The following is a 22,909-nucleotide window of genomic DNA, read 5'->3' on the forward strand; positions in this document are numbered from 1 at the left end:
TATCAGCCGATACATATTCACTAGAATACAACATCATCTTTTGTGAACTTAGTAGGTGGTTAAAATATGGACCGTTTCTTTCAGCGCTTTAAAATTAGCGTTCGACTTTTTTTACTTCTTTGCATAGCGGCAATAGGCACGGGGCTTATGGTGTTATTTATGCTCATGAGCGACAGAAGCTTTGTGATGAACGAGGTTCAGAATAAGCTCGATGCCATTAATGACGTTGCTCTGACGCAAGTACAAGGGTTTTACCGCCAAGCTGAAAGCGGAAATATGACAGAACAGGAAGCCCAAGCAGCCGCTTTAGCCATGTTAGCCAATATAAAGTACGACGGTGGCAACTATATTTATACCCTAAGCACCAATGGTACCTTGTTGCAGCACCCAAACCAGAGGCTGCAAGGGCAAAAAGTGCTTGATCAAACGGACAGCCGTGGCACTCCCTACTATAGAGACATGTTAAGCGCCCTTTCGAACAACAAAGAAGCAACGGTCCGGTACCATCAAAACGACAAGGCTGTGTTGGCTCGAGTTGCGGCTTTTGAGCCTTGGGGTTGGGTTATTAACACACGTGTTGAAATGCAAACCATTAACGGCTTGGTCATGAAACAGTTTTGGCGCTTAATGCTGATTGCCCTGTGCTTGTCTATCCCCCTTCTGCTGCTCTTTATGCTGATTATTCGCAGCATCACTAAGCCATTGAACACGTCGATTGCGGCTATGCAAGACATAGCTTCTGGTGATGGCGACTTAACTGTCCGTTTAAATGCCGAAGGAAATGACGAGCTTTCTCAATTAGGCCACAGCTTTAATTTATTTGTTAGCAAGGTACAGCAAGTGGTGAAAAGCCTACAAGAGAGTGCCTTGCAAGAGGAGGAAGCTGCGGAAGAGTTGACCCACCTCAGCCATTCCAGCTCGAGCCTTTCTGCGCAACTTGCTTCAGAGGCTTCCTCGGTTGCTACAGCCGTGCATGAGCTGTCGGCTTCTGCCGCTGAAGTTGCGGACCATGCCCGCCAAGCAGCGGAGTCGGCTAGTGAAGCGGATAAAGAGTCTCATACCACCGCGGAAGTGATGCACAGCACAGTAGAAAGCATTGACGCACTGGCCATCAAGTTGAACTCGGCTGTTTCGCAAACAAAAGCACTGGAAGAAAGCTCGAGCCGCATAGGTGATATTCTTGAAGTGATTGTAAATATTGCCGAGCAAACCAACTTGCTTGCTTTAAACGCTGCCATTGAAGCAGCGCGAGCGGGCGAGGCAGGCCGCGGCTTTGCCGTTGTAGCTGATGAAGTACGTACCCTAGCGACCCGTACCCAGCACTCCACCAATGAAATAAGCCAACTAACGGACAATATACAAGCGGCGATTAGTAATGTTTCCACAGTGATAAACGATGTGCAGCAAGCATCGGCTCATACCAGTACCAATGTTGGTAATGCTGAAAATGCGTTACGTACCATTAATCAAGCGGTTGAAACTATATCCAGCATGAACGTTCAAATTGCGACAGCCACGGACGAGCAAAGCCGTGTGACTAGCGAAATCAGTCAAAGCATTGTTGGTATTAACGACTTAACCAATCAGAATGAAGAAAACAACCAAGCGCTGGGCCGCTTAAGCAACACCATGTCTACAAGTAGCCATGAGCTTGCAGCCCAAGCGCGACAGTTTAAAACCTAATGCTGGTGATGTGACGCTTCACCGTGTGCGGCCACAGGAAAGTGAATAGCTGTGGTCGCATGCCCTGCTTCTGTTTCTATGTCAAAGTCTATACGCCAGACCATGCCGGGGTGTGCACAGGCAGCGATACGTAGGTCGGCCTGCCAACGTCCATCCCCTTGTGGCGTCCAGACAATAGGTATTTCTCCCATATACATACTTTCGCCCCGCATCACCGCTTTATTCAGAGTCCACTCCGAAGGTGTTTGCGCAAACAGGGTCATGTCTGTTTCTTCTGGCATGGAAGGTGAAGTTGAGAAAAAGCTAATGGTCTGGTCGCCCACTTGTACCTGGCACTGAGCGCTTGGAATAGAGCCAAGCGCACAAAAAGCCACCTCCGTACTTGGAAGCGTTGCTTTTGTACAAGAAACAAGCGAAACAGAAAGGACGACTGCTAAGCCCATGGCTTTATATACATTTATTTTGTGCATTTTATCTCCGCAAACATGAAAAACCGCTGCTATAATACCCATTAGATTGATCAGTGTCATAAAATCTACCTCTTATAGGGTGTAATCCTTTTATAAAAACCGTACAATTAATTTGTTATTGGTAATTTTTTATTAAAGTTACCTTTCCACGTCCTGCAACCTCGAGCGGATAATAAGAAAATGAACCAAACGAACTCTCAACCTGTTGAATATAACTATAAGGTGGTCAGACAATTTACGATCATGACCATCGTATGGGGCATTGTAGGCATGAGTGTTGGTGTTCTCATTGCAGCCCAGCTTGTCTGGCCCGCACTGAACTTCGACACCCCATGGCTAACCTACGGCCGTTTACGTCCATTGCATACCAACGCAGTAGTTTTTGCATTTGGTACCAGTGCCCTTTTTGCGACTGCATACTATGTGGTGCAAAGAACCTGTCATACGCGACTGTTCTCTGACCGTTTAGCTGCCTTCACCTTTTGGGGTTGGCAACTTGTCATTGTTGCAGCAATTATCACCCTGCCTATGGGTTACACAACCACCAAAGAGTACGCGGAGCTAGAATGGCCGATTGGTATTCTTATCGCGATTGTGTGGATTGCCGTGATGATCGTGTTTTTCGGTACAGTAGCCACACGTAGAACTTCGCACATTTATGTAGCGAACTGGTTCTATGGCTCCTTTATGATTACCGTTGCCATGCTGCACATTGGTAATAACCTGGCCTTACCTGTGTCCTTCATGAAGTCGTACTCGATTTACCCGGGTGCTATCGACGCCATGATGCAGTGGTGGTACGGGCATAACGCGGTTGGCTTCCTATTGACAGCTGGCTTCCTTGGTATGATGTACTACTTCGTACCTAAGCAGGCAGAGCGTCCGGTTTATTCTTACCGCTTGTCCATTGTTCACTTCTGGGCCCTTATTTGTATTTACATTTGGGCTGGCCCTCACCACTTACACTACACTGCGCTGCCAGACTGGGCACAAAGTGTGGGTATGGTGATGTCCGTTATTCTATTCGTTCCTTCCTGGGGCGGTATGATCAACGGTATTATGACCTTATCCGGCGCGTGGCATAAATTACGTACCGACCCTATCTTGCGCTTCCTGATTGTGTCGTTGTCGTTCTACGGCATGTCCACGTTTGAAGGCCCCATGATGGCGATTAAGTCGGTGAACGCCTTGTCACACTACACTGACTGGACTGTAGGTCACGTGCACTCGGGTGCGCTAGGCTGGGTTGCGATGATCACCATCGGCTCGATTTATCACTTAATTCCAGTGCTATTCAACCGCGAGCGCATGTACAGCATTAAGATGATTACTACGCACTTCTGGTTACATACCATTGGTGTGGTGCTTTACATTGTCGCGCTATGGATTTCAGGTGTTACACAGGGCTTAATGTGGGGCGCAGTGAACTCTGACGGTACCCTGACATACAGCTTCGTGGAAAGCTTACAAGCCTCTTACCCATTCTATTTTGTGCGCTTTGTGGGTGGCCTGTTCATCGTTACTGGTATGCTTCTTATGGCATACAACGTATTCAAAACAGTTCGCAGTAACGCTGTTCGCAAAAGCGAACCACTCGTTGCACAAACCGCCTAAGGAGATACTGAGTCGTGAAAAGAATTAAACATGAGTTAGTAGAAAAGAACGTAGGCTGGCTTGCTGTATTTGCAATTATTGCAATATCACTAGGTGGTCTCGTAGAGATCACCCCCCTCTTATTCCAACGCCAAGTAAATGAGCCAGTGAAAAACCTACAGCCATACACACCGTTGCAGCTAGAGGGTCGTGACATTTATATTCGTGAAGGGTGCGTTGGGTGTCACAGCCAAATGATTCGCCCGTTCCGTCACGAAACCGAACGCTATGGTCACTACTCTGTAGCAGGTGAGCACGTATGGGAATTCCCATTCCTATGGGGCTCGAAGCGTACAGGTCCTGACTTAGCCCGTGTAGGCGGTCGTTATTCTGACGAATGGCACCATGTGCACCTGATTAACCCACGTGCCGTAGTTCCAGAGTCAAACATGCCAGCCTTCCCTTGGTTAGCTGAAAATAAACTCGATGGTCGACTGACTGAGCGTAAAATGCGCGCATTCAGAACCCTAGGTGTCCCGTACACGGACGAGGATATTGAAGGCGCAGGCGCGAAAGTTGCCGGTCACACTGAGTTGGAAGCCCTGATTGCTTACTTGCAGTCACTTGGCACCGCCCTAAGGTAAGGAATAAAATATGAGTGGAGCTACATTCACAGCATGGTACACACTCGTGGTCTTCGGAATCATCATTTTGGTGATTCTGTGGGCCTTCTTACCTAAAAACAAAAAGCGTTACGACGATATCGCAAAGTCTGTCGTGGACGATGATTCAACCGACCTGAAGGATAACGCTTCAGGTCGCAAACAGGAGTCAAATAATAATGAGTAGCTTCTGGAGTGCCTGGATAATTGTAATAACCCTCGGTACCTTAATAGCACTAATGCTACTACTGCGTTGGAACATGACTAACTACACGGGTGTGGAAGAAGGCGAGCCTATGGGGCACGAATTCGACGGCATCTCAGAGTTAAATAACCCACTACCTAAATGGTGGACTATTTTATTCTGGTTATGTTTTGCTTGGGGTTTCGTATACCTTGCCTTATACCCAGGATTAGGCAATTTCAAAGGACTTCTTGGCTGGACAAGTTCAAACCAAGGCGTTCTTTCACTTGAAGAGTCGCGTCAAGCTGTCGAGCTTGCTCGTGAACAAGGCTTAAACGTACAATACGACCGTGAGCGTATGCATGCGGAAGAAAAGTACGGCCCAATTTTCCAACAGTATGCAAGCTTAAGCATTGAAGAAATTGCCGCTGAGCCTGAAGCTGTACAAATTGGTCAACGCCTGTTCTTGCAGAACTGTGCTCAGTGTCACGGGTCGGATGCGCGTGGTTCACAAGGCTTCCCGAACCTAACCGATGGTGTGTTTAACTGGGGCGGTAAGCCACAAGACATTTACACCACTATTATGAAAGGCCGTAACGCCAACATGGCGTCGTGGGTTGACGCCCTAGGCGAACAAGGTGTTGTTGAAGTAGCAACCTACGTACTAAGCCTGAATGGTCGTTCTGTAGACCGTGACGTAGCCCGCGCTGGTGAAGCAATTTTTAAAGGCCAAGGGACATGTTTTGTGTGTCATGGTAGCGAAGGTCAAGGTAACCCAATGCTAGGCGCACCTAACTTAACCAACAACATTTGGTTGTACGGTGGCTCGCAAAAAGCAGTTGAAGAAACCATTCGCCATGGCCGGAACGGTGTTATGCCAAGTTGGGAAAACATCCTAGGCGAAGATAAGGTGAAAATACTTGCAGGTTATGTACTGAGCTTAAACGCTGAGTAAGCAAGTTCCTTTTCTGCCCTATTGGAAGCCCCTACTTCGTTAGGGGCTTTTTGTATCAATCACCCTAAAAGAGAATGCGTATGTCGATGAATACAAACCACACAAAAAATACTGGTCCTTGGTACAAGCACTTTTGGCCTTGGTATTTAGTGTTCATGAAGCTTGCGGTTATTACTGCAATAACGATTACCGTCATACTCATTAAGAAAAACCCAACGGCTATGGTTATTGACGACTATTATAACGAAGGCCGTGCCATTAACTTCCAACTCGACCGTGAACAGCGCGCTGCAGACCTTGGTATTGAGTTGCAAGTGAGCATTGAAAACGACATGTTTATTTTAAAGTTCGCTAGTGGCGAGCCTGAGCAGCGAACGGCTGTACGTGTCATGTTTTACCACCCTACTTTAGACGACAGAGACTTTGATATTCTTGTGCCTCACGCCTCGAATGGTGTGTACCGTGCCGAGTTTCCAGAGGATGTGAGTGGCCATTGGCGTATGGATTTTGAACCTTATAACAGAGAGTGGCGTATTTCGAAGTCTACCACTTTCCCATTGCGCAAAGAGCTGAATATTACTCCTGATGTATAAGGTTTCCGAATGAACAAAGAACAGGCCTGTTTTCACTGCTTTCAGCCCATTCCCAAAGGCGTTGATATTACAGTAGAGGTGTTCGGCGAAGCACAACCCATGTGCTGCTATGGTTGCCAAGCCGTTGCCGAAACCATTGTGGACCAAGGCCTGACCCATTTTTATAAGTACCGTGAAGTAGACGATAGCCAAGGCCCAGCACTTATTCCTGAAGAGCTAGCGGGGCTTGATGAAGCCGTTACAGCCTACGATGACGCAGAAATACAAAAAGAATTTGTTCTCACTCAAAACGACCATAGCTCGGCCTCGCTGGCGGTAGAAGGCATGACCTGCGCAGCTTGTGCTTGGTTGATTGAGCGGCAATTAGGCAACCACGCGGGGATTGAAAAGGTGGTAGTGAACGCCACTACAGATCGTGTCCATGTGACCTGGGCTGCAGGCAAAACGAAGCTGAGCTCTATTTTAAAAGCCATTCACCAAATAGGCTATAAGGCTTTGCCTTTCCAGCAAGCTGACTTAGAAGAGCAGTACGAACGCAAACGCCGCAGCTATATACGCAGGCTGGGGGTAGCAGGTATTGCTTCCATGCAAACCATGATGGTGGCTGTGGGCTTGTATTACGACGACATTGACGCCACCACCCGGCTGTATTTTTGGTGGGTTTCTTTACTCTTTAGTGCCCCGGTGTTTGTTTATAGCTGCCAGCCCTTCTTTCAAAACGCTTGGCGGGCGATACGCTCCAAGTCGTTAAATATGGATGTGCCGGTCAGCCTGGCAATTATTTTTGCGTTTTTTGCCAGCTTTTACGCCACGGTAACCGACACCGGTGACGTGTACTATGAGTGTGTCACCATGTTTGCGTTTTTTCTGTTGTCGGGCCGCTATTTAGAGCTATTAGCCCGCCAAAAAGCCATTACCAATGCCGCAAACCTGATGAAGCTTATTCCAGCTATCGCCGAGAAACAAACCGCTGAAGGCTGGCAAAAAGTGATGGTGAAACACCTAGTACCAGACGATGTCATTCAAATTCGCCCGGGCGAAGCTATTCCTGTCGACGGAGTATTACTTTCACAACAAGCTTGGTGCGACGAGGCCCAACTCACCGGCGAAAGCCGCCCGATTGCAAAGCGCACCGGTGAAACCATTTATGCGGGCAGTGTGAACCAAGAAAACCCACTGCGTATGCGGGTAACCCATACCCATCAAAACACCTTACTGGCAGGCATTATTCATTTGCAAGACGACGCTTTAGGGCAAAAGCCACGCGTGGTGCAATTGGCAGACCACATTAGTAAATACTTTGTGCTGGCGACTCTTATTATTGCTTCAGCGACTTATTTAGGTTGGTATTTTATTGCGCCAGAGAAAGCCCTTTGGACTGTGCTGGCTGTCTTGGTTGCCACCTGCCCTTGTGCCCTTTCGTTAGCGGCTCCTACGGCAATGAGCGGTGCAGTCAGTCGGTTAAACCAAAGTGGGATCTTGTTAAAACAAGCCAATGTGCTGCAAGCATTACCTGGAATAACAACCGTTTGCTTTGACAAAACAGGCACCTTAACCCATGGTCGCTTTCATATTTTGGAGGCATGGCACCAGGAAACGAGCGAGCAAAGTCGGCATGAAGCCATTGCTGCTGCGCTGGAGTTTTCTTCAGAACATCCCATTGCCCAGCCCTTTCGCAGGCTTGCTAAACCGGTGGACTTAAATGAAGTAGAAAACACCCCTGGCCTTGGCGTGGAAGGCCGCGTAGACAACACCCTTTACCGCATTGGTAGCTTGGCCTTTGTTCAGCAATGGCATCCGCAGTTAAGCTCGCCGATGCCTCAAGCCAATGTGTTTTTAGCCACAGAGCAAGGCCTTATCGCTTGCTGGCGAGTCGACGATGAACTGCGTGATGACGCAACGACTATGCTGCAGTGGTGCAAGAAAAAAGGTTTCCACACCATTATGCTAACAGGTGACACTCAAGAGCGTGCGCTTGCAGTAGCTGAAAGCTTAGCTTTAGACGAAGTTCACAGTGCATTAAAACCAGATGACAAGTTGGCCATTTTACGCAAGCAGCAACACCAAGGGCCGGTTATTATGGTGGGCGACGGCATTAATGACGCGCCTGTACTTGCACAGGCCGACGCTTCCATTACCTTCGCCTCCGGCTCGGAATTGGCCCAGTCAGGTTCTGACGTGGTTATTTTGAACGGTGAATTAACGGCGATTCGCCGGCTGTTCGATACCGCTAAAAAGGCCCGATTGGTCATTCGTCAAAACTTTGCCTGGGCCTTAGGGTATAATGGTATAATATTACCCTTAGCCGTGATGGGCTATGTGGGGCCTTTATGGGCCATGCTAGGCATGTCCACAAGCTCACTCATTGTTATTTCTAATTCGTTACGCCTACTCCGTAAACAGGCGTATTAAGGAGGGAATATGGAATATCTCCATATTATGGTCCCTGTTGCTATTATTATTGTTGCGGCTTTAATTGGTTTGCTGTTTTGGTCGGTTCGAACAGGCCAGTTCGACGACCTCGAACGTCAGGGGTTCAATATACTTCTGGACGACGAAACACCTGAAACAAAGAATGACGACAAAGAAACACCGAACAAACACTCTTCTGCGAAATCACCATGAACCCCGTTGACTTTTGGGCTGCTATTTTAATGGGACTGGCCGGAAGCGGCCATTGTATTGCCATGTGTGGCGGCCTTGCAGGTGCCATGGGTGTGCAGCAAAGCAAACCCCGCATTCTCCTGTATAACGTGGGCCGTATTAGCAGTTATATGCTAGCAGGCGCTTTGGTTGGCTCTGCTTTCTTTGGTTTAGCCCAACTGCAACCCCAGCTGTTTATTTGGATGCGTATATTCGCTGGCGTTATGATGCTGCTTTTAGCTGCCTACTTATTGCGCATTACCGCCGCCCTGCTGTGGCTGGAGCGCATCGGTGCCATTCTTTGGCGACGTTTAAAGCCATTAACCCGAAAATATAACCGTAACGGGAAAAGCCATCATGTATACTTGGCCGGCATGTTATGGGGCTGGTTACCTTGTGGTTTGGTCTATAGTGCGTTGTCGTGGGCTGCTTTAACCGCGTCGCCGACATCCGGGGCATTATTTATGTTGTTATTTGGTCTCGGTACTTTGCCAAGTATGTTATTCTTAGGTATGGTGAGTCATACGTTAGTTAGCCTATTGAAATCAACTAAATTTCGTTGGTTTTCATCAGCTATTTTAGCAACTTATGGCGTGGCTACAATTACTATCGGGTTAATGCAATTGCGTTAATTCTAGGAGTTCAAATGTCAAATGAAAGTCGTTTAAAAAACCATATTAACTGTCAAAACTGCGGCATCAATCAGCTTTGCTTGCCCTATACTTTAGACGACAGTTCGATGGACAAACTCGACTCGATTATTGAACGGAAACGTCCCTACCAACGCGGCGAAACCTTATTCCGAGCCAACGATCCGCTCATTTCTTTGTATGCGGTACGCTCAGGCAGTCTAAAAAGCTACATGCTAAACGACGCGGGTGAAATGCAAATTACAGCCTTTCACTTGCCAGGCGACCTCATTGGTTTTTCATCTATAGGTCAAGAGCATTACCAAGGCTTCGCTGAAGCCCTTGAAACCAGCATGGTCTGTGAAATACCTTACAATAACTTAGAGTTATTGAGTGGCCAGGTGCCGAGTCTGCGCCGTCAAATAATGCGGCTGATGAGCGACGAAATTAACGCCGACAAACGCCTGCTTGGTTTAGTAACATCTCGCAGTGCAGAAGCCCGCGTGGCCACCTTTTTAATGGAGCTTTCTTCACGCTTTCATAAACGTGGCTTTTCATCAACTGAATACCGTTTAAGCATGACCCGCTCAGAGATAGGCAACTACCTTGGGCTTACGGTAGAAACGGTCAGCCGCTTGCTTGGTAAGTTTCAAAAAGAGCAGCTCATTGAGGTGAATGGCCGTTTTGTGAAGCTACTCGACTCGAGCCGTATTTGTGAAATTGCCGGCTTATCGCCAGTACCCTGCCAATTGAAACAAGCTTAATAGCTTGTGAATTAGCCAGCAAATAGACTAAGCTACACATAAGCCATTGTTCTCTTTTTGTTTAAGGAAGGTTGCTTATGTATAAGAATATTCTGGTAGTACTTGATGCTGAAGATGATGAGCATAAAGCACTCTCCCGCGGCTTGCACCTTGCAAGCCTGTTAAGCGCACAACTCACTCTGTTTGTGTCTATTTACGACTTCTCTTATGAAATGACCACCATGCTTTCGGGTGAAGAGCGCGAGCAAATGCGCGACTCGCTTATTCACGAGCGTCGTCACTGGGTGCAAGGGTTGTTAAAAGAGCGAGAGGTAGAAAACCTCGATGTAAACGTGGAAGTGGTGTGGCACCACAGACCTTTTGAAGCCATCATTCGCTGCGCTCTTGAGCATAACCATGACCTTATTATTAAAGGGGCTAAAAAGCACGGTGCCCTCCAGAGCGTTCTGTTTACGCCCACTGACTGGCACTTGTTACGCAAAGCGCCCTGCCAAGTATTGCTGGTGAAAGAGCACGCATGGCCAGAGCAAGGAGGCCGAGTGCTGGCGGCTGTACACGCAGCAACCACCAGCGAAGACCACAAAAGCTTGAACAAAAAAGTGATTCAAAGCGCTTATGCCATGAGTGAAAAGCTCAAGGCAAGTTTACATTTAATCAATAGCTATCCGTCTGCTCCATCGGCCATAGCCATTGAAATACCAGACTTTGACACCTACCAGTACCAAGAGAGTGTGCGCTCTTACCATGAAGAAGAAATAAAAAAGCTAACAGAAGAGTTGCATGCGGACGCTTACGAGCTGCATTTGGAAGAAGGCATGCCGGAAGACAGAATTCCTGCTTTAGCTGAAGAAATTGATGCTGGGCTGGTTGTGCTGGGCACGGTTGGACGTACTGGAATTTCCGCCGCACTGCTTGGGAATACGGCGGAGCATGTGATCGGCCGCTTAAATTGCGATTTGTTGGCTTTGAAACCGGAAGGGTTTAACTGCCCACTTGGCTAAGTATACCTTGCTCGTTACTTTCTTCTAAGTCTGCGCGAATGGCCTCAATAATGGGGCCATTGACTCTGATCATTTGTTGCAACTCTGCAATGTAAGCTTCACCACGGGTGGAATAACTCATAAGCCCTTCTGCCAGCGCAGTGGCTTTCATCGGTTTGTCGTGCAAACGTTGTAGGCGTCGGATGCTGCGCAAGTCATGGTAGGCTTGGTGGGTATTTAAGTTGCGAATGTAGGCGCGAACAGACGACTCCATATTGGCAAACAGTTGTACCTCATAGGACTCCCCTTCTGGCCGTTGGTTTGGCACTAAGCCACAGCCTGGCACCCAACACCACTGACCAAAAAAGTTTCGGGCCTGTAAGGCAAAACGTGACGTTCCCCAACCACTTTCATTCGCTGCCTGAATAAGCACTAAAGTTTCAGGGACTATGTCGACCCGTCGCAAGAGAAGCTTGAACTGCCGTGTTCTGTCTTGAGTGTCTACTTTATAGTAGTCGCTTAACTTGGCTAACCAGGCAGCCTCTTCCTTTGATAGCGCAATGCCTTTGAGCACTTTTTCATGATAGAGGTTTTCCAGCGTTTCTCGTTGAGTCAATATGGCTTGATTCTCTTGTCGCGCTGCTGGCAATAAGAAACGAAAGAACTCTACTTTTCTGGCGGTCACATTGGTTATTTCAGCAAAATTTGGGACTTCTGTATGGCCTTGCTGAATGGGCCCATTCACGGCGGGTAATGGCGCTGCGGGGGGCGCTACAAAGGTTACTGCTTGCTTGCCTTGCTCTGCTTGCTGTTGTGCAGGCACCTGGTCGTCCACCTGCAGAACAACCAGAATAAGTACCAGTACAATCAAGGCCAAAAGGCCGGAAACTACACTCAATACTTTATGCTTTATTATTTTCTCTTTCAGCATGTTACGTCCTTTCCAATGCAAGGTGACTCATCATGAGTCTTCCCCATTTGTAACCGGTGCTTCAATACCAAATATTTCCCGATACAAAATACCCTTCATGTTAAAAAACAACGGAATAACCCAAATAAAGCCAATGAAAAAAGTAAATACCGAGGCCACCGCCAGTAATGTCATAAAGGCATAGAGGGGCAAAAAGGTAAAAAACCGACGGAATACAACTGTTAGCGACACACGAATGGCTTTTACAGGGCTTAATTTGTCTTGAATAATTAACTGCACCGAGAAGATAAGGCCTAAGCTAAACGTCATGGCAATGAAAATCCAAAGGAACATCAGTGCGTTCAAGGACACACCCAGATTATTCGCTAATAGCAAACCAAGCGCAGCTAAAGCTAACACAGCAACGGCTTTAATCAGCTCAAAGACAACTAGAGGCCAAGCCGTTGGGAAGTGCTCAAAGACCATCATAGGTGTATTATTTGGCGCAATAGCACGAGCGCCATTTTCTGCGCGCTGGCCTCGCACTGCATTGCGTAGCCCCATGGAGATCATGCCGGCAAATAAAATGGCAGTTATGACTTGTAAAGCAAATTGGCCAAGCACCACAGGTAAGGTAATCGCGTCTAATGCGTTCGGGTCATTCACATCAATATCTAACGCCGGAAATACAAAGCTACTGGCCAGGGCGATGACATAAATAATGAAAGTAGCCATTAAAAAAGGTGCTTTTGTGGTGCGCACCATATCCCAAGCTTCTTTTAGTACCTCTTTGGTGTCTAAGGTGTAGGTGTCATCTAAAGCCGTGCTTGGGTGCCCGCCAATCCGTTGTATTTGTTGGTTCTTCCACATATCACTCATTCTTATTTTCCAATTCTACTGTTATGCTTAGGGCATATTGTAACGTAAATTCACGACAACGAACGCATGGCTTGCGTTGTTTTTACCCGGTAGAGGTTAAAGTGAGCAAAAAACCCGTGTCGAAACGTCCTCGTTGGCAGCAACAAAAGCGCAGACCGCGGCCCGCCACCCCGAAGATTATTCTCTTTAACAAACCTTTCTTAACCCTTTGTCAGTTCAGCGGTGAGCCTCACGACAGCTTGCTTAAAGACTTTATCCCGATTCCGGATGTCTACCCCGCGGGTCGTCTCGACAAAGACAGTGAAGGGCTCTTGCTGCTAACAAACAACGGCATTATACAGGCTCGTATTACCCAACCCAAACAGCGCACCTACAAGTCCTATTGGGTGCTGGTTGAAGGTGAACCAAGTGAAGAGTCCTTAGCGCAACTTCGGCAAGGGGTCGAGCTGAAGGATGGACAGACACTACCCGCCCGAGCCGAGGTCATAGATGCACCGGACCTTTGGCAGCGAATCCCGCCTGTTCGTGTCCGCAAAAGCATTCACGACACCTGGCTAAATATTAGCATTTGCGAAGGCCGGAACCGCCAAGTACGAAGAATGACAGCGGCGATTGGCCACCCAACCTTGCGCCTGGTACGCCACCAAATTGGCTCATTTCAACTCAATGGATTGCAACCAGGTGAATATAAAGAGCTGAGTTTAAGCGAGATCCCACCTGAGCTTCTCCCTGCAAGGAAATAGTGGTAGAATTCAGCGCCTAAATACAGGCGTTCTCGACTAAAGGTTTTCCATGACAAACACTTCTTCTCCTCGCGTTATTGTTGGTATGTCCGGCGGCGTAGACTCGTCGGTTTCTGCTTGGCTCTTGCAGCAGCAAGGGTACCAAGTGGAAGGCTTGTTTATGAAGAACTGGGAGGAAGACGACACGGATGAATACTGTGCCGCAGCCGAAGACTTAAAAGACGCCGAAGCCGTTTGTGAGAAACTGGGCATTGAATTGCACACGGTTAATTTCGCCGCCGAGTACTGGGACTCTGTGTTCGAGCACTTTTTAGAAGAATACAAAGCAGGCCGCACGCCCAACCCAGACATTATGTGCAATAAAGAAATTAAGTTTAAAGCCTTTCTAGACTTTGCTGCCGAGGTGTTGGACGCCGACTACATAGCCACAGGGCATTATTGTCAGCGCCGTGAGCACGAAGGCAAGTATCAACTGATTCGAGGCTTAGACAGCAATAAAGACCAAAGTTACTTTTTATATACGCTAAGCCACGAACACGTGGCACGTACCCTCTTCCCTGTGGGCCACTTAGAGAAAAACGAAGTGCGCCGTATTGCAGAAGAACAAGGCCTAGTAACCTTCAATAAAAAAGACTCGACGGGTATTTGCTTTATTGGCGAGCGTAAATTCAAAGACTTTTTACAGCAATACTTGCCAGCTCAGCCCGGCCCTATCGTGTCCGTCGACGGTGAACAGCTGGGCGAGCATGAAGGCTTGATGTACCACACCATAGGCCAGCGCAAAGGGCTTCTGATTGGCGGGTTAGCCAATGCCGGCAATGACCCTTGGTACGTGGTGGACAAAAACGTAGCCAGCAATGAGCTGGTGGTTGCCCAAGGTAAAAACCACCCGCGCTTATTTTCCAAGGGGTTAGTCGCTGGGCAAATACACTGGGTGTCCCGTGAAACTTTAACAGCACCCGTGCAGTGTATGGTGAAAACCCGTTACCGCCAACAAGACATTCCGTGCGTGGTGACCCCGCTTGAAAACGGTGACCTTGAAGTTATGTTCAATGAGCCTGTGGCCGCGGTGACACCGGGCCAGTCCGCAGTGTTTTACCAAGACGACGTCTGTTTAGGTGGTGCTATTATCGAGTCGCGCATTACCGACTTTGAGGTTGCACTGTGACCGAGTGGCAGCAGCGTGTGTATGCTATCGCAGGTATTCAACAAGCAGCCGCTTGTGTGTACCAGTTAGCATACCAAGGTAAAATAATTCCCCAAGACGCCGCCACCCCCCTGATAAACTCAGTGCTAGCGATAGATGCGGAGTCTGTAGAAGATATATACGCGAGTGAAATGGCAGAAGGTGAGAATAGACTTCCCTTAGCCATTGGCTTGCGGATTTTTTTAGAGCAGTTTGCAGGGGCCCCAGGTGTTAAAGCAAAACAAGACGGTCCCTTAAAGCATGCGTTGAACATACTACGAATGGAACAGGTGCTTCATAAGAACGAGGCGGCCAAAGCTGAGTTAGGCAAAGGTTTAATACAGGTCGCGCGGCAGCGAAACGACTTTAATATGGACAATTACCGTATTACAGAGAGTTTAGCGGGCTTATACAGCAGTATTATTAGTCCCCTCGCTCCCCCTATTCAAGTGCCAGGCAAACCTAGTTTATTACAGCAGCCGGCCATTCAACACCAAATACGTAGCCTGCTGCTAGCAGGTATACGAAGCGCTGTTTTATGGCGTCAATTAGGCGGCAAAAAACGCCATTTCATATTCAATCGTCGCAGCATGGTCGATGCTGCGAAATCACTTTTATTAACTACATCGTAAAGCGGAGCCAATTATAATGGAGCTTTCCAGTTTAAGTGCAATTAGTCCTGTCGACGGTCGTTACGGCAGCCGTTCAGCCAGTTTACGTCCTCATGTGAGTGAGTTTGGCCTTATTCACCAACGTGTGCTGGTAGAGGTACGCTGGTTGCAGAAGCTGGCCAGTATTGAAGCGATTGCCGAAGTACCCCCGCTGTCTGACGACGCAAACGACTTCTTAAATCGCATTGTGAGCGAATTTTCAGAACAAGACGCCGCCCGCGTAAAAGACATTGAACGCACCACCAACCACGACGTGAAAGCCGTTGAATACTTCTTAAAAGAGAAAGTTGCGGACCACGCAGAGTTGGCGGCTGTGAGTGAGTTTATTCACTTTGCTTGTACTTCCGAAGACATTAACAACTTGTCACACGCATTGATGCACCACAATGCCCGTGAAGAAGTTGTGGTGCCGACAGTGACAGAATTATTGCAGAAGCTTGCTAGCCTAGCGGCAGAGTTTGCCGATGTACCCATGATGTCCCGCACCCATGGTCAACCAGCCAGCCCTTCTACCTTTGGTAAAGAGTTTGCGAACGTGGCCATTCGTGTGGATCGCCAACTGTCACAAATTAAAGACATTGAGTTTTTAGGCAAGCTTAACGGCGCTGTAGGTAACTACAATGCGCACTTGTCGGCATACCCTGAAGTAGACTGGCATAAGGTGTCGGAAGAGTTTGTTAGCAGCTTAGGTATTCGCTGGAACCCCTACACCACACAAATTGAACCCCATGACTACATTGCCGAGTGGTTTGACGCCGTAGCCCGCTTAAACACAATTATTATTGACCTCGACCGCGACGTTTGGGGCTATATTGCGCTGAACCACTTTAAGCAAAAAACCGTAGAAGGCGAAGTGGGCTCTTCCACCATGCCACACAAAGTGAACCCCATCGATTTCGAGAACTCAGAAGGTAACCTAGGTTTAGCCAACGCTATTTTGCGTCATCTGGCTGAAAAACTACCTGTTTCACGTTGGCAGCGTGACTTAACCGACTCCACCGTGTTGCGTAACCTAGGGGTTGGCTTAGGCTATAGCTTTATAGGTTGGCAAGCCACATTAAAAGGTTTAAGTAAGCTTGAAATAAACCCGACCGTGCTCGATGCAGAACTAGATAAGAACTGGGAGCTGCTGGCGGAGCCGGTACAAACCGTCATGCGTCGTTACGGCATTGAAAAGCCCTACGAGAAGCTAAAAGACCTTACCCGTGGTAAGCGTTTGTCCGCAGCAGGAATGGCTGAGTTTATCGACACCTTGGACATGCCAGAAGCCGCTAAAGACGAGCTGAAAGCGCTTGCGCCAAATACCTATATAGGTGATGCCGTTCGCCTTGCTAAAGACGTGTCTAAGTACTTGGAAAACAACTAAATGAATAAGTTGCGCGACTTTGACCCTGCAGACTTTAAGCGCACTGTATGGCAAAAAAAACCTGGCGTATTTCGCCAGGTTTTGCCACAGCTTGAAGAACCATTAACACCCGACGAACTGGCTGGTTTAGCGTTAGAGCCTGGTGTCGACTCGCGTGTTATCTGGTGCAACAGAGGTCAATGGCAGCTTGCTCACGGTCCTTTCGAAGACTACGGCAAACTCGGTGACTCCCACTGGACCTTGCTGGTGCAAGCGGTGAATGAACATTACCCCCCTGCTCGCCAATTACTAAGCTTTTTCGACTGGCTACCCGACTGGCGTATTGATGATCTTATGGTCAGTTTCGCAACACCGAAAGGGGGCGTGGGCCCTCATGTGGATCAATACGATGTGTTTATTATTCAAGGGGAAGGCCGACGCCAATGGCAAATTGGCGAGCCAGGTAATCTTGAAACCATGACACCTCACCCCGAGTTAAAACAGGTCAAAGGCTTTACTCCCATGATTGATGTGGTGTTAGAGCCAGGCGACATGATTTATATTCCGGCTGGCTTTCCTCATGACGGGGTGAGTATTGAGCCGTCGTTAAGCTATTCCGTGGGCTTCCGGGCGCCAAGCCAGGCCGAGCTACTTTCTGCTTTAGCCGACAAAGCTCTTGATAAAGAATTGCTTAATACCCGCTTTCGCGACACAGACGCTTCATTGCAAGCACAAAATAGCCAGCCCTCTTGGTATTTACCCGAAGCGGCTGTGAATGAGTTTCAGCGGATGTTGCAAGAAGCCGTTGCCGACTCGGCGCTTATGCACCGCTTGTGTGCCCAATTTCTTTCGCAAAACCCGCGGCCCCCGCTGCAGTTTTGGCCTGAGAAACCGTTCACACACGAGCAGCTACCTGCTTTTTTAACAGAGCACGATGCATTTTTAACGGCACCAGGTTTACGCTGGCTCACAACAGAGCATTGCAACGAAGACGAGGCCCTCACCCTTTACGTACAAGGCCAAGCATTCGCTTGTGACACAGAGGTCGAAGCGTTATTGGGTGTGTTTAAGTCGGTCGAAAGTGTGTCGAGCGCACGTATTTTGCAGGCTGTGCAGACTTCATCCAAGGCTGCTAAGCTTGTTATATGGTTGCTTAATGAAGGGTATTTGGTGGTGGAAGACGACGCAGAAGATGAAGAAGAGGCTTAAGCCTCTTCTTCCCACAACTGTTTTTCTTCACTCATTTGGAATATACGCTCGGCACTTTTAACAAGCACATCAGCAATCGACTGCTGTTCTTTGCTTATACCAGACTCACTGTTCAGTATTTTGTCTGCTTTTAGTTGCCACATATAAGAAAAATAACGTAATGCGTCTTGGGCTGTTGCAGCAAGGCTTGCGTCGATATGGTCGGTGGGTAGGTCAGTCCCTGCTATGACCCATACTTTTTCGGTAAGGCGTTGCAAGGAAAACTTCCAAACCGTCACATGGGGAACCAGCATACGGCTTTCTTTAGTGAGCACACGGTCGGTGACTAACCCACGTTCGGCTAAATAACCATTCGCGGTTTGGTACTGGCTTCGAACCCAGGCTTGCATTTGTTCTTCATTCATTGGTGTTGTCATGTTTATTCTCGTTATAACTACATAAAACGTTCATAAACAAGCTTACCATTTAGTGCCCAAGGTGGGAATTGTTTCAATCGCCTTTTATCGTGTGGTGTAAAGAACTCTTACACATTCCACTCAATACAAGGTAAAATTAACGCTCTTCTTACTAGCACTTGTTAGTGCAAAGTGATAATTTACGCAGCGTTTTTATATAACTGAAAAGGGTAAATTTCATGTCCCTGTTTGAACATAAAGAGTTTGATAACCACGAACAAGTGGTTTTTTGCCATGACCAAGAATCTGGTTTAAAGGCTATTATTGCTGTGCATGACACCACCATGGGCCCTTCCCTTGGCGGTACGCGTATGTGGAACTATGCGTCTTCTGAAGAAGCTCTTACCGATGTGCTTCGTCTTTCTCGCGGTATGACCTATAAGAGCGCCCTTGCCGGCTTGCCTCTCGGTGGCGGTAAAGCGGTTATTATTGGCGATGCAAAAACCGATAAAACCGAAGCGTTATTTAAGTCTTACGGTCGCTTTATTAACTCGTTAAACGGTAAATACATAACCGCTGAAGACGTGAACATTCGCACCACAGACATTGCCATTGTTGCAACTCAAACCCGTTATGTTGCAGGCACAGCTGAAAAAGCGGGCGACCCTTCGCCGCATACGGCCCTTGGCGCATACCTTGGTTTAAAGGCCGCTGTAAAACATGCTTTAAATAAAGACGACCTAGCCGGCGTTAAAATCTCTATTCAAGGCTTAGGCGCTGTTGGTTACGGCCTGGCCGAGCACTGTGCTAAAGACGGTGCTATTTTGTTTGTCACTGACGTGAACCAAGAAGCGGTTGACCGTGCTGTGAAAGAGTTAGCAGCAACGGCGGTTGGTATAGACGAAATTTACGACCAAGAAGTTGACGTGTACGCGCCATGTGCACTGGGTGCCACCATTAACGACGACACCTTGCAACGTATTAAAGCAAAAGTTATTGCCGGGAGTGCCAACAACCAGCTGGCCACGCCAGAGCACGACCAAAAAGTAAAAGACATGGGTATTTTATACGCCCCAGACTATGTGATTAATGCCGGTGGTGTTATTCACGTATGCTCGGAAGCAGCTAGCTTTAGCAATGAAGAAACGGCCGCTCGGGTACGTAACATTTACAACACCCTGGACAAAATTTTCACGCGCTCGAAGGAAGAAAACCGCCCTACGGGTGAAATTGCCGATGAAATGGCCCGTGAAATCTTAGCTGCTAAAGCAGCGGAGAACGCAGGCTAAGCTTCTTTGCTTCTGCAAACGGACGTTTAAAATAGGAAAGCCTAATGAGTTTTTTGCTCATTAGGCTTTTTTTCTACTATGGCGAAAGCACCTGCGCGAGCACCACTAAGGGGTGTTGTGGCTTGGCTTTTTCAGGGGTAAAACGTTCCGACTGACAGCGACAAGAAAACCCGGTTGCTAAGGGAACGCTCCCTTCTTGCTGTAGGGCGTGCTTCCAGTTTAAGTTGAATATATCAGCACTTAACTCTTTTTGTTCCACTTCATGGCCAAAGCTGCCCGCCATACCACAACAGCCCATGGCTGGCGTTTCTAGCTTCAGACCCAGCACATTAAAGATAGCACTCCAGGCCTGCTTGAGGTTTGGTAATGCCGTTTGTTCTGTACAGTGCGGTAGCAAGGTATAGTGGGCATTCGATGCCTGAGCCTGTAATTTCACCGGCATGTTGCGAATAATCCATTCATGAGCAAGATCAACGCGGAATTCGCCCCGCTGCTCACCCAGCACTTCATGGTATTCGTCCCGGAAACATAAGGTTGTTGCAGCATCTAAACCAACTAGGCTGACGCCTTTGTTGTGTAATTCATTTAGTTGGTTCGCCATGCGCTGCGCTTGTTGACGAAACTGTGTGCGGAAGCCTTTCACATGCAGGCCTTTGCCGTTCGGCTTGAACGGCATCACCACAGGCGTTTTGCCACAGCGCTGGGCAACCTGTAAAAAGGCTTCTATGACTTCAGGCTCATAGCTGGAGGTAAACACGTCTTGCACCACAACCACATAGTCGCTGGCGTCAAAATACTCGGTTTGGGTCAGGTTATAAAAGTCGTCCCAACTGAGTAAGTGGGTCATTTTTTCCATGCGCTGCTGCAGGCTAGGCACGGCAAAGCTCGGCGTGTCTGTATACCCAAACAGCCGTGCTTGCAGCCACCGGCTCCATGGGTTTTGCGTCAGTGCGTTGGCCAGCCGCGGGGTTTTCGCAAGGCGCGGTAAGACTTGCTCTGCGTCACGCACCAGGTAGTCTTTTAGTGGCCGTGCGTACCGACTAAAGTAATGCTGATAGAAGCGCGACTTATGGGTCGGTATATCCACGCTGACGGGGCACTGAGTGGCACATGCTTTACACGATAAGCAAGTGTCGAGGGCTGCGCGCACCTCATGGTTATAGTCTGTGCCGGCTCGCCAAGTATTCCATACTCGTTTCAGCCAAAAGCTGGGTTTAGCTTGCCCAAGGGTTTGCCCTTCCGTGTGGGTGAGACGTAACCATTCCCGCAATAAAGAGGCACGGCCTTTCGGCGAATAACGCCGGTCTTTCGTGGCGCGATAGGAAGGACACATAGGTGTTGTGGCGTCGTAATTAAAACAAAGCCCATTGCCATTGCAGTCCATCGCGCTTTGCCAGTCTTCACGCACCTCTAGGGGGATTTGCTTGTCGAACCAGCCCCGCTTACGGGCGTCTACCGACACCAATGCAGCGTCTGAATGAGCCGGCGTACATATTTTGCCAGGGTTCATTCGGTTCAGCGGGTCAAATACAGCTTTCAGTTGGCGCAACTGCATAAATAAGTGTTCACCAAAGAACTCCGGCCCATATTCAGACCGAAAGCCTTTGCCATGTTCGCCCCACATAAGGCCGCCATATTTCTCTGTGAGTGCCATCACTTGGTCGCTTACTCGGCGCACCAGTGCTTCGTCTTCGTCTTGGGTTAAGTCAAGCGCGGGTCGCACATGCAAAACGCCAGCGTCCACATGGCCAAACATGCCATATTGCAACTGCTCTGCATCCAGTAAGGCACGGAACTCTTCAATAAAGTCGGCTAAATGCTCTGGTGGTACCGCTGTGTCTTCCACAAAGGCAACGGGTTTTCGCCGACCTTTGGTAGCGCCCAGCAGCCCTACGGCTTTTTTCCGCATGGCATAAATACGCTGAATACTTGCCCCGTCGGCACACACTTGGTAGCCAATAACCCCACTTTCATTCGGGTCTAACCTGTCAAGGGTGGCGCATAAACTTGCCACCTTGTCTTCTATATCGGCGGCTTCTGTGGCGGTAAACTCCACCATATTAATGCCGTCCATGCTGAAGCCTTCTACGTCCGTGAGCAGGTCTTTCACTTCGCTCCAAATCACGTCGTTGCGGGCTAAGTCAAATACCGTGGAGTCCACGGTTTCAACAGAGGTGGCACGGGCTTTTACTAAGGCAGGTGCATGGCGTAACGCCGCCTGAAAGTTTTGATATTTTACATTCACCAACACCTTATGTTTGGGAATGGGGGTAATGTTCAACTTCGCTTCGGTCACAAAGGCCAATGTACCTTCCGCCCCGGTGAGTAAGCGAGAAAGATCAATGGTGTCTGCTTCTTTGTCCCATGTATGCTTTAAGTCGTAGCCCGTTAAAAAGCGATTCAGCGGTGGAAACTTATCGTCGATGGTGGCGCGCTCGTCAACGCAGCTTTTTAATACTTGCTGATAAATAGCCCCTAAGGTGGAGTTTTCTTGAGCTATTTGCTCTGCCTGCGTGCGGGCTATAGGTGCCGTGTCGAGGGCTTCACCATTCGCTAAAAAGGCTCGTAAGCCAAGCACATGGTTGCTTGTTTTGCCGTACACCAAAGAGCCCTGCCCGGAAGCGTCGGTGCCTATCATGCCGCCAATAGTGGCACGGTTACTGGTGGAGGTGTCCGGTGCAAAAAAGTAGCCATGAGGCGCCAAGTATTCATTTAATGCGTCTTTGACTAAGCCGGCTTCTACCCGCACCCAACCTTCTTCTAGGTTGAGTTCGAGGATATTGGTTAAGTAGCGGCTAACATCCACCACAATACCTGGCGTAAGCGACTGGCCATTGGTGCCAGTCCCCCCGCCTCGTGGCGAAAAAGTGATATGTTGGTGCTCTGCTTTGTTAGCGACCCGCAATAGGCAGCGAACATCGTGGGAACTTTTCGGGTACACAACTGCTTGTGGCAGCTGCTGATAAATACTGTTGTCGGTTGCAGCAATCAGACGCCCCCCGTAGGAGGCGTCTATGTCGCCTATGAACCCTGCCTTACCTAATGCGTTTAAAAAGCGTTCGGTTTCATCCGCCACGCGAGATACATCTTGCAGCGTGGGTAACGCAGTGCTCATGTTCTACTTCC

The 22,909-nt window shown here is 48.5% G+C and carries 22 protein-coding genes; 17 read left to right on the forward strand and 5 right to left on the reverse strand.

The window, feature by feature from the left end:
* Window positions 1-66: 66 nt before the first annotated feature.
* Window positions 67-1,683 carry a methyl-accepting chemotaxis protein gene (locus CWE15_RS03035; protein WP_126756555.1) on the forward strand — a complete coding sequence of 539 codons (1,617 nt, stop codon included), beginning with the start codon at window positions 67-69 and terminating at the stop codon, window positions 1,681-1,683.
* Here the strand turns inward: CWE15_RS03035 and CWE15_RS03040 are convergent.
* Window positions 1,680-2,153: a hypothetical protein gene (locus tag CWE15_RS03040; protein WP_126756556.1), complete on the reverse strand. Its 474-nt coding sequence runs from the start codon at window positions 2,151-2,153 to the stop codon at window positions 1,680-1,682. The genes CWE15_RS03035 and CWE15_RS03040 overlap by 4 nt on opposite strands.
* 180 nt (window positions 2,154-2,333) lie before the next feature.
* On the opposite strand from CWE15_RS03040, the gene ccoN reads away from it, so the two are divergent.
* The 10 genes from ccoN (at window position 2,334) to uspE (ending at window position 11,177) form a co-directional block, all read left to right on the forward strand.
* Window positions 2,334-3,767, forward strand: a complete 1,434-nt coding sequence (gene ccoN / locus CWE15_RS03045) for a cytochrome-c oxidase, cbb3-type subunit I (protein WP_126756557.1) — start codon at window positions 2,334-2,336, stop codon at window positions 3,765-3,767.
* Between the two features lie 14 nt (window positions 3,768-3,781).
* The gene (gene ccoO, locus CWE15_RS03050; RefSeq protein WP_126756558.1) at window positions 3,782-4,390 is read left to right on the forward strand and encodes a cytochrome-c oxidase, cbb3-type subunit II; all 609 of its coding nucleotides are present in this window, start codon (window positions 3,782-3,784) and stop codon (window positions 4,388-4,390) included.
* Between the two features lie 10 nt (window positions 4,391-4,400).
* Window positions 4,401-4,595, forward strand: coding sequence for a cbb3-type cytochrome oxidase subunit 3 (locus CWE15_RS03055; RefSeq protein WP_126756559.1), 195 nt, complete (start codon window positions 4,401-4,403; stop codon window positions 4,593-4,595).
* Complete coding sequence (gene ccoP / locus CWE15_RS03060) at window positions 4,588-5,547, forward strand: cytochrome-c oxidase, cbb3-type subunit III (protein WP_126756560.1); 960 nt, start codon at window positions 4,588-4,590, stop codon at window positions 5,545-5,547. The genes CWE15_RS03055 and ccoP overlap by 8 nt, the downstream gene beginning before the upstream one ends.
* Window positions 5,548-5,627: 80 nt before the next feature.
* Window positions 5,628-6,140, forward strand: coding sequence for a FixH family protein (locus CWE15_RS03065; RefSeq protein WP_157980705.1), 513 nt, complete (start codon window positions 5,628-5,630; stop codon window positions 6,138-6,140).
* Window positions 6,141-6,149: 9 nt separating this feature from the next.
* Window positions 6,150-8,552 carry a heavy metal translocating P-type ATPase gene (locus tag CWE15_RS03070; RefSeq protein WP_126756562.1) on the forward strand — a complete coding sequence of 801 codons (2,403 nt, stop codon included), beginning with the start codon at window positions 6,150-6,152 and terminating at the stop codon, window positions 8,550-8,552.
* 9 nt (window positions 8,553-8,561) lie between these two features.
* Window positions 8,562-8,765: a cbb3-type cytochrome oxidase assembly protein CcoS gene (gene ccoS / locus CWE15_RS03075; protein ID WP_126756563.1), complete on the forward strand. Its 204-nt coding sequence runs from the start codon at window positions 8,562-8,564 to the stop codon at window positions 8,763-8,765.
* Entirely contained in the window at window positions 8,762-9,415 is a 654-nt protein-coding gene (locus CWE15_RS03080; protein WP_126756564.1) for a sulfite exporter TauE/SafE family protein, read from the forward strand. The genes ccoS and CWE15_RS03080 overlap by 4 nt, the downstream gene beginning before the upstream one ends.
* A 14-nt stretch (window positions 9,416-9,429) precedes the next feature.
* Complete coding sequence (fnr, locus tag CWE15_RS03085) at window positions 9,430-10,176, forward strand: fumarate/nitrate reduction transcriptional regulator Fnr (protein ID WP_126756565.1); 747 nt, start codon at window positions 9,430-9,432, stop codon at window positions 10,174-10,176.
* Window positions 10,177-10,253: 77 nt separating this feature from the next.
* Window positions 10,254-11,177 (forward strand): universal stress protein UspE, encoded by a 924-nt coding sequence (uspE, locus tag CWE15_RS03090; RefSeq protein WP_338022893.1) that lies wholly within the window; start codon window positions 10,254-10,256, stop codon window positions 11,175-11,177.
* On the opposite strand, the gene CWE15_RS03095 is transcribed toward uspE, so the two are convergent.
* Both CWE15_RS03095 and CWE15_RS03100 read right to left on the reverse strand, forming a co-directional pair.
* Entirely contained in the window at window positions 11,158-12,087 is a 930-nt protein-coding gene (locus CWE15_RS03095) for a glucosaminidase domain-containing protein (RefSeq protein ID WP_126756567.1), read from the reverse strand. The two genes, uspE and CWE15_RS03095, sit on opposite strands and share 20 nt — an antisense overlap.
* 30 nt (window positions 12,088-12,117) lie before the next feature.
* Window positions 12,118-12,945, reverse strand: coding sequence for a hypothetical protein (locus tag CWE15_RS03100; RefSeq protein WP_126756568.1), 828 nt, complete (start codon window positions 12,943-12,945; stop codon window positions 12,118-12,120).
* Window positions 12,946-13,046: 101 nt separating this feature from the next.
* On the opposite strand from CWE15_RS03100, the gene CWE15_RS03105 reads away from it, so the two are divergent.
* From CWE15_RS03105 to CWE15_RS03125, 5 genes are read left to right on the forward strand one after another with little or no spacing between them, the layout of a single operon-like run.
* Complete coding sequence (locus CWE15_RS03105; RefSeq protein ID WP_420807747.1) at window positions 13,047-13,688, forward strand: pseudouridine synthase; 642 nt, start codon at window positions 13,047-13,049, stop codon at window positions 13,686-13,688.
* A gap of 49 nt (window positions 13,689-13,737) precedes the next feature.
* A complete protein-coding gene (gene mnmA, locus CWE15_RS03110) occupies window positions 13,738-14,856 on the forward strand; it encodes a tRNA 2-thiouridine(34) synthase MnmA (protein WP_126756570.1) in 1,119 nt (372 codons plus the stop codon).
* Window positions 14,853-15,506, forward strand: a complete 654-nt coding sequence (gene hflD, locus CWE15_RS03115; protein ID WP_126756571.1) for a high frequency lysogenization protein HflD — start codon at window positions 14,853-14,855, stop codon at window positions 15,504-15,506. Before mnmA ends, hflD begins: the two co-directional genes overlap by 4 nt.
* Window positions 15,507-15,522: 16 nt before the next feature.
* A complete protein-coding gene (purB, locus tag CWE15_RS03120; RefSeq protein WP_126756572.1) occupies window positions 15,523-16,911 on the forward strand; it encodes an adenylosuccinate lyase in 1,389 nt (462 codons plus the stop codon).
* A complete protein-coding gene (locus CWE15_RS03125; RefSeq protein ID WP_126756573.1) occupies window positions 16,912-18,099 on the forward strand; it encodes a cupin domain-containing protein in 1,188 nt (395 codons plus the stop codon).
* Here CWE15_RS03125 and CWE15_RS03130 read toward each other — a convergent pair.
* A complete protein-coding gene (locus CWE15_RS03130; RefSeq protein ID WP_126756574.1) occupies window positions 18,096-18,515 on the reverse strand; it encodes a DUF4826 family protein in 420 nt (139 codons plus the stop codon). The genes CWE15_RS03125 and CWE15_RS03130 overlap by 4 nt on opposite strands.
* A 218-nt stretch (window positions 18,516-18,733) precedes the next feature.
* On the opposite strand from CWE15_RS03130, the gene CWE15_RS03135 reads away from it, so the two are divergent.
* Window positions 18,734-19,783 (forward strand): Glu/Leu/Phe/Val dehydrogenase dimerization domain-containing protein, encoded by a 1,050-nt coding sequence (locus tag CWE15_RS03135; protein ID WP_126756575.1) that lies wholly within the window; start codon window positions 18,734-18,736, stop codon window positions 19,781-19,783.
* A gap of 76 nt (window positions 19,784-19,859) precedes the next feature.
* On the opposite strand, the gene ydiJ is transcribed toward CWE15_RS03135, so the two are convergent.
* Window positions 19,860-22,898 (reverse strand): D-2-hydroxyglutarate dehydrogenase YdiJ, encoded by a 3,039-nt coding sequence (gene ydiJ, locus CWE15_RS03140; RefSeq protein ID WP_126756576.1) that lies wholly within the window; start codon window positions 22,896-22,898, stop codon window positions 19,860-19,862.
* Between the last annotated feature and the right edge of the window lie 11 nt (window positions 22,899-22,909).

The sequence above is a fragment of the Aliidiomarina taiwanensis genome, from assembly GCF_003987015.1.
GTDB classification, from domain to species: Bacteria; Pseudomonadota; Gammaproteobacteria; order Enterobacterales; family Alteromonadaceae; genus Aliidiomarina; species Aliidiomarina taiwanensis.

What these genes read in the sequence shown, in the direction of transcription:
- CWE15_RS03035 (WP_126756555.1), top strand. Translation starts at nt 67, where the DNA reads ATGGACCGTTTCTTTCAGCGCTTTAAAATTAGCGTTCGACTTTTTTTA.
- CWE15_RS03040 (WP_126756556.1), bottom strand. Translation starts at nt 2,153, where the DNA reads ATGCACAAAATAAATGTATATAAAGCCATGGGCTTAGCAGTCGTCCTT.
- ccoN (WP_126756557.1), top strand. Translation starts at nt 2,334, where the DNA reads ATGAACCAAACGAACTCTCAACCTGTTGAATATAACTATAAGGTGGTC.
- CWE15_RS03055 (WP_126756559.1), top strand. Translation starts at nt 4,401, where the DNA reads ATGAGTGGAGCTACATTCACAGCATGGTACACACTCGTGGTCTTCGGA.
- ccoP (WP_126756560.1), top strand. Translation starts at nt 4,588, where the DNA reads ATGAGTAGCTTCTGGAGTGCCTGGATAATTGTAATAACCCTCGGTACC.
- CWE15_RS03065 (WP_157980705.1), top strand. Translation starts at nt 5,628, where the DNA reads ATGTCGATGAATACAAACCACACAAAAAATACTGGTCCTTGGTACAAG.
- CWE15_RS03070 (WP_126756562.1), top strand. Translation starts at nt 6,150, where the DNA reads ATGAACAAAGAACAGGCCTGTTTTCACTGCTTTCAGCCCATTCCCAAA.
- ccoS (WP_126756563.1), top strand. Translation starts at nt 8,562, where the DNA reads ATGGAATATCTCCATATTATGGTCCCTGTTGCTATTATTATTGTTGCG.
- CWE15_RS03080 (WP_126756564.1), top strand. Translation starts at nt 8,762, where the DNA reads ATGAACCCCGTTGACTTTTGGGCTGCTATTTTAATGGGACTGGCCGGA.
- fnr (WP_126756565.1), top strand. Translation starts at nt 9,430, where the DNA reads ATGTCAAATGAAAGTCGTTTAAAAAACCATATTAACTGTCAAAACTGC.
- uspE (WP_338022893.1), top strand. Translation starts at nt 10,254, where the DNA reads ATGTATAAGAATATTCTGGTAGTACTTGATGCTGAAGATGATGAGCAT.
- CWE15_RS03095 (WP_126756567.1), bottom strand. Translation starts at nt 12,087, where the DNA reads ATGCTGAAAGAGAAAATAATAAAGCATAAAGTATTGAGTGTAGTTTCC.
- CWE15_RS03100 (WP_126756568.1), bottom strand. Translation starts at nt 12,945, where the DNA reads ATGAGTGATATGTGGAAGAACCAACAAATACAACGGATTGGCGGGCAC.
- mnmA (WP_126756570.1), top strand. Translation starts at nt 13,738, where the DNA reads ATGACAAACACTTCTTCTCCTCGCGTTATTGTTGGTATGTCCGGCGGC.
- purB (WP_126756572.1), top strand. Translation starts at nt 15,523, where the DNA reads ATGGAGCTTTCCAGTTTAAGTGCAATTAGTCCTGTCGACGGTCGTTAC.
- CWE15_RS03125 (WP_126756573.1), top strand. Translation starts at nt 16,912, where the DNA reads ATGAATAAGTTGCGCGACTTTGACCCTGCAGACTTTAAGCGCACTGTA.
- CWE15_RS03130 (WP_126756574.1), bottom strand. Translation starts at nt 18,515, where the DNA reads ATGACAACACCAATGAATGAAGAACAAATGCAAGCCTGGGTTCGAAGC.
- CWE15_RS03135 (WP_126756575.1), top strand. Translation starts at nt 18,734, where the DNA reads ATGTCCCTGTTTGAACATAAAGAGTTTGATAACCACGAACAAGTGGTT.
- ydiJ (WP_126756576.1), bottom strand. Translation starts at nt 22,898, where the DNA reads ATGAGCACTGCGTTACCCACGCTGCAAGATGTATCTCGCGTGGCGGAT.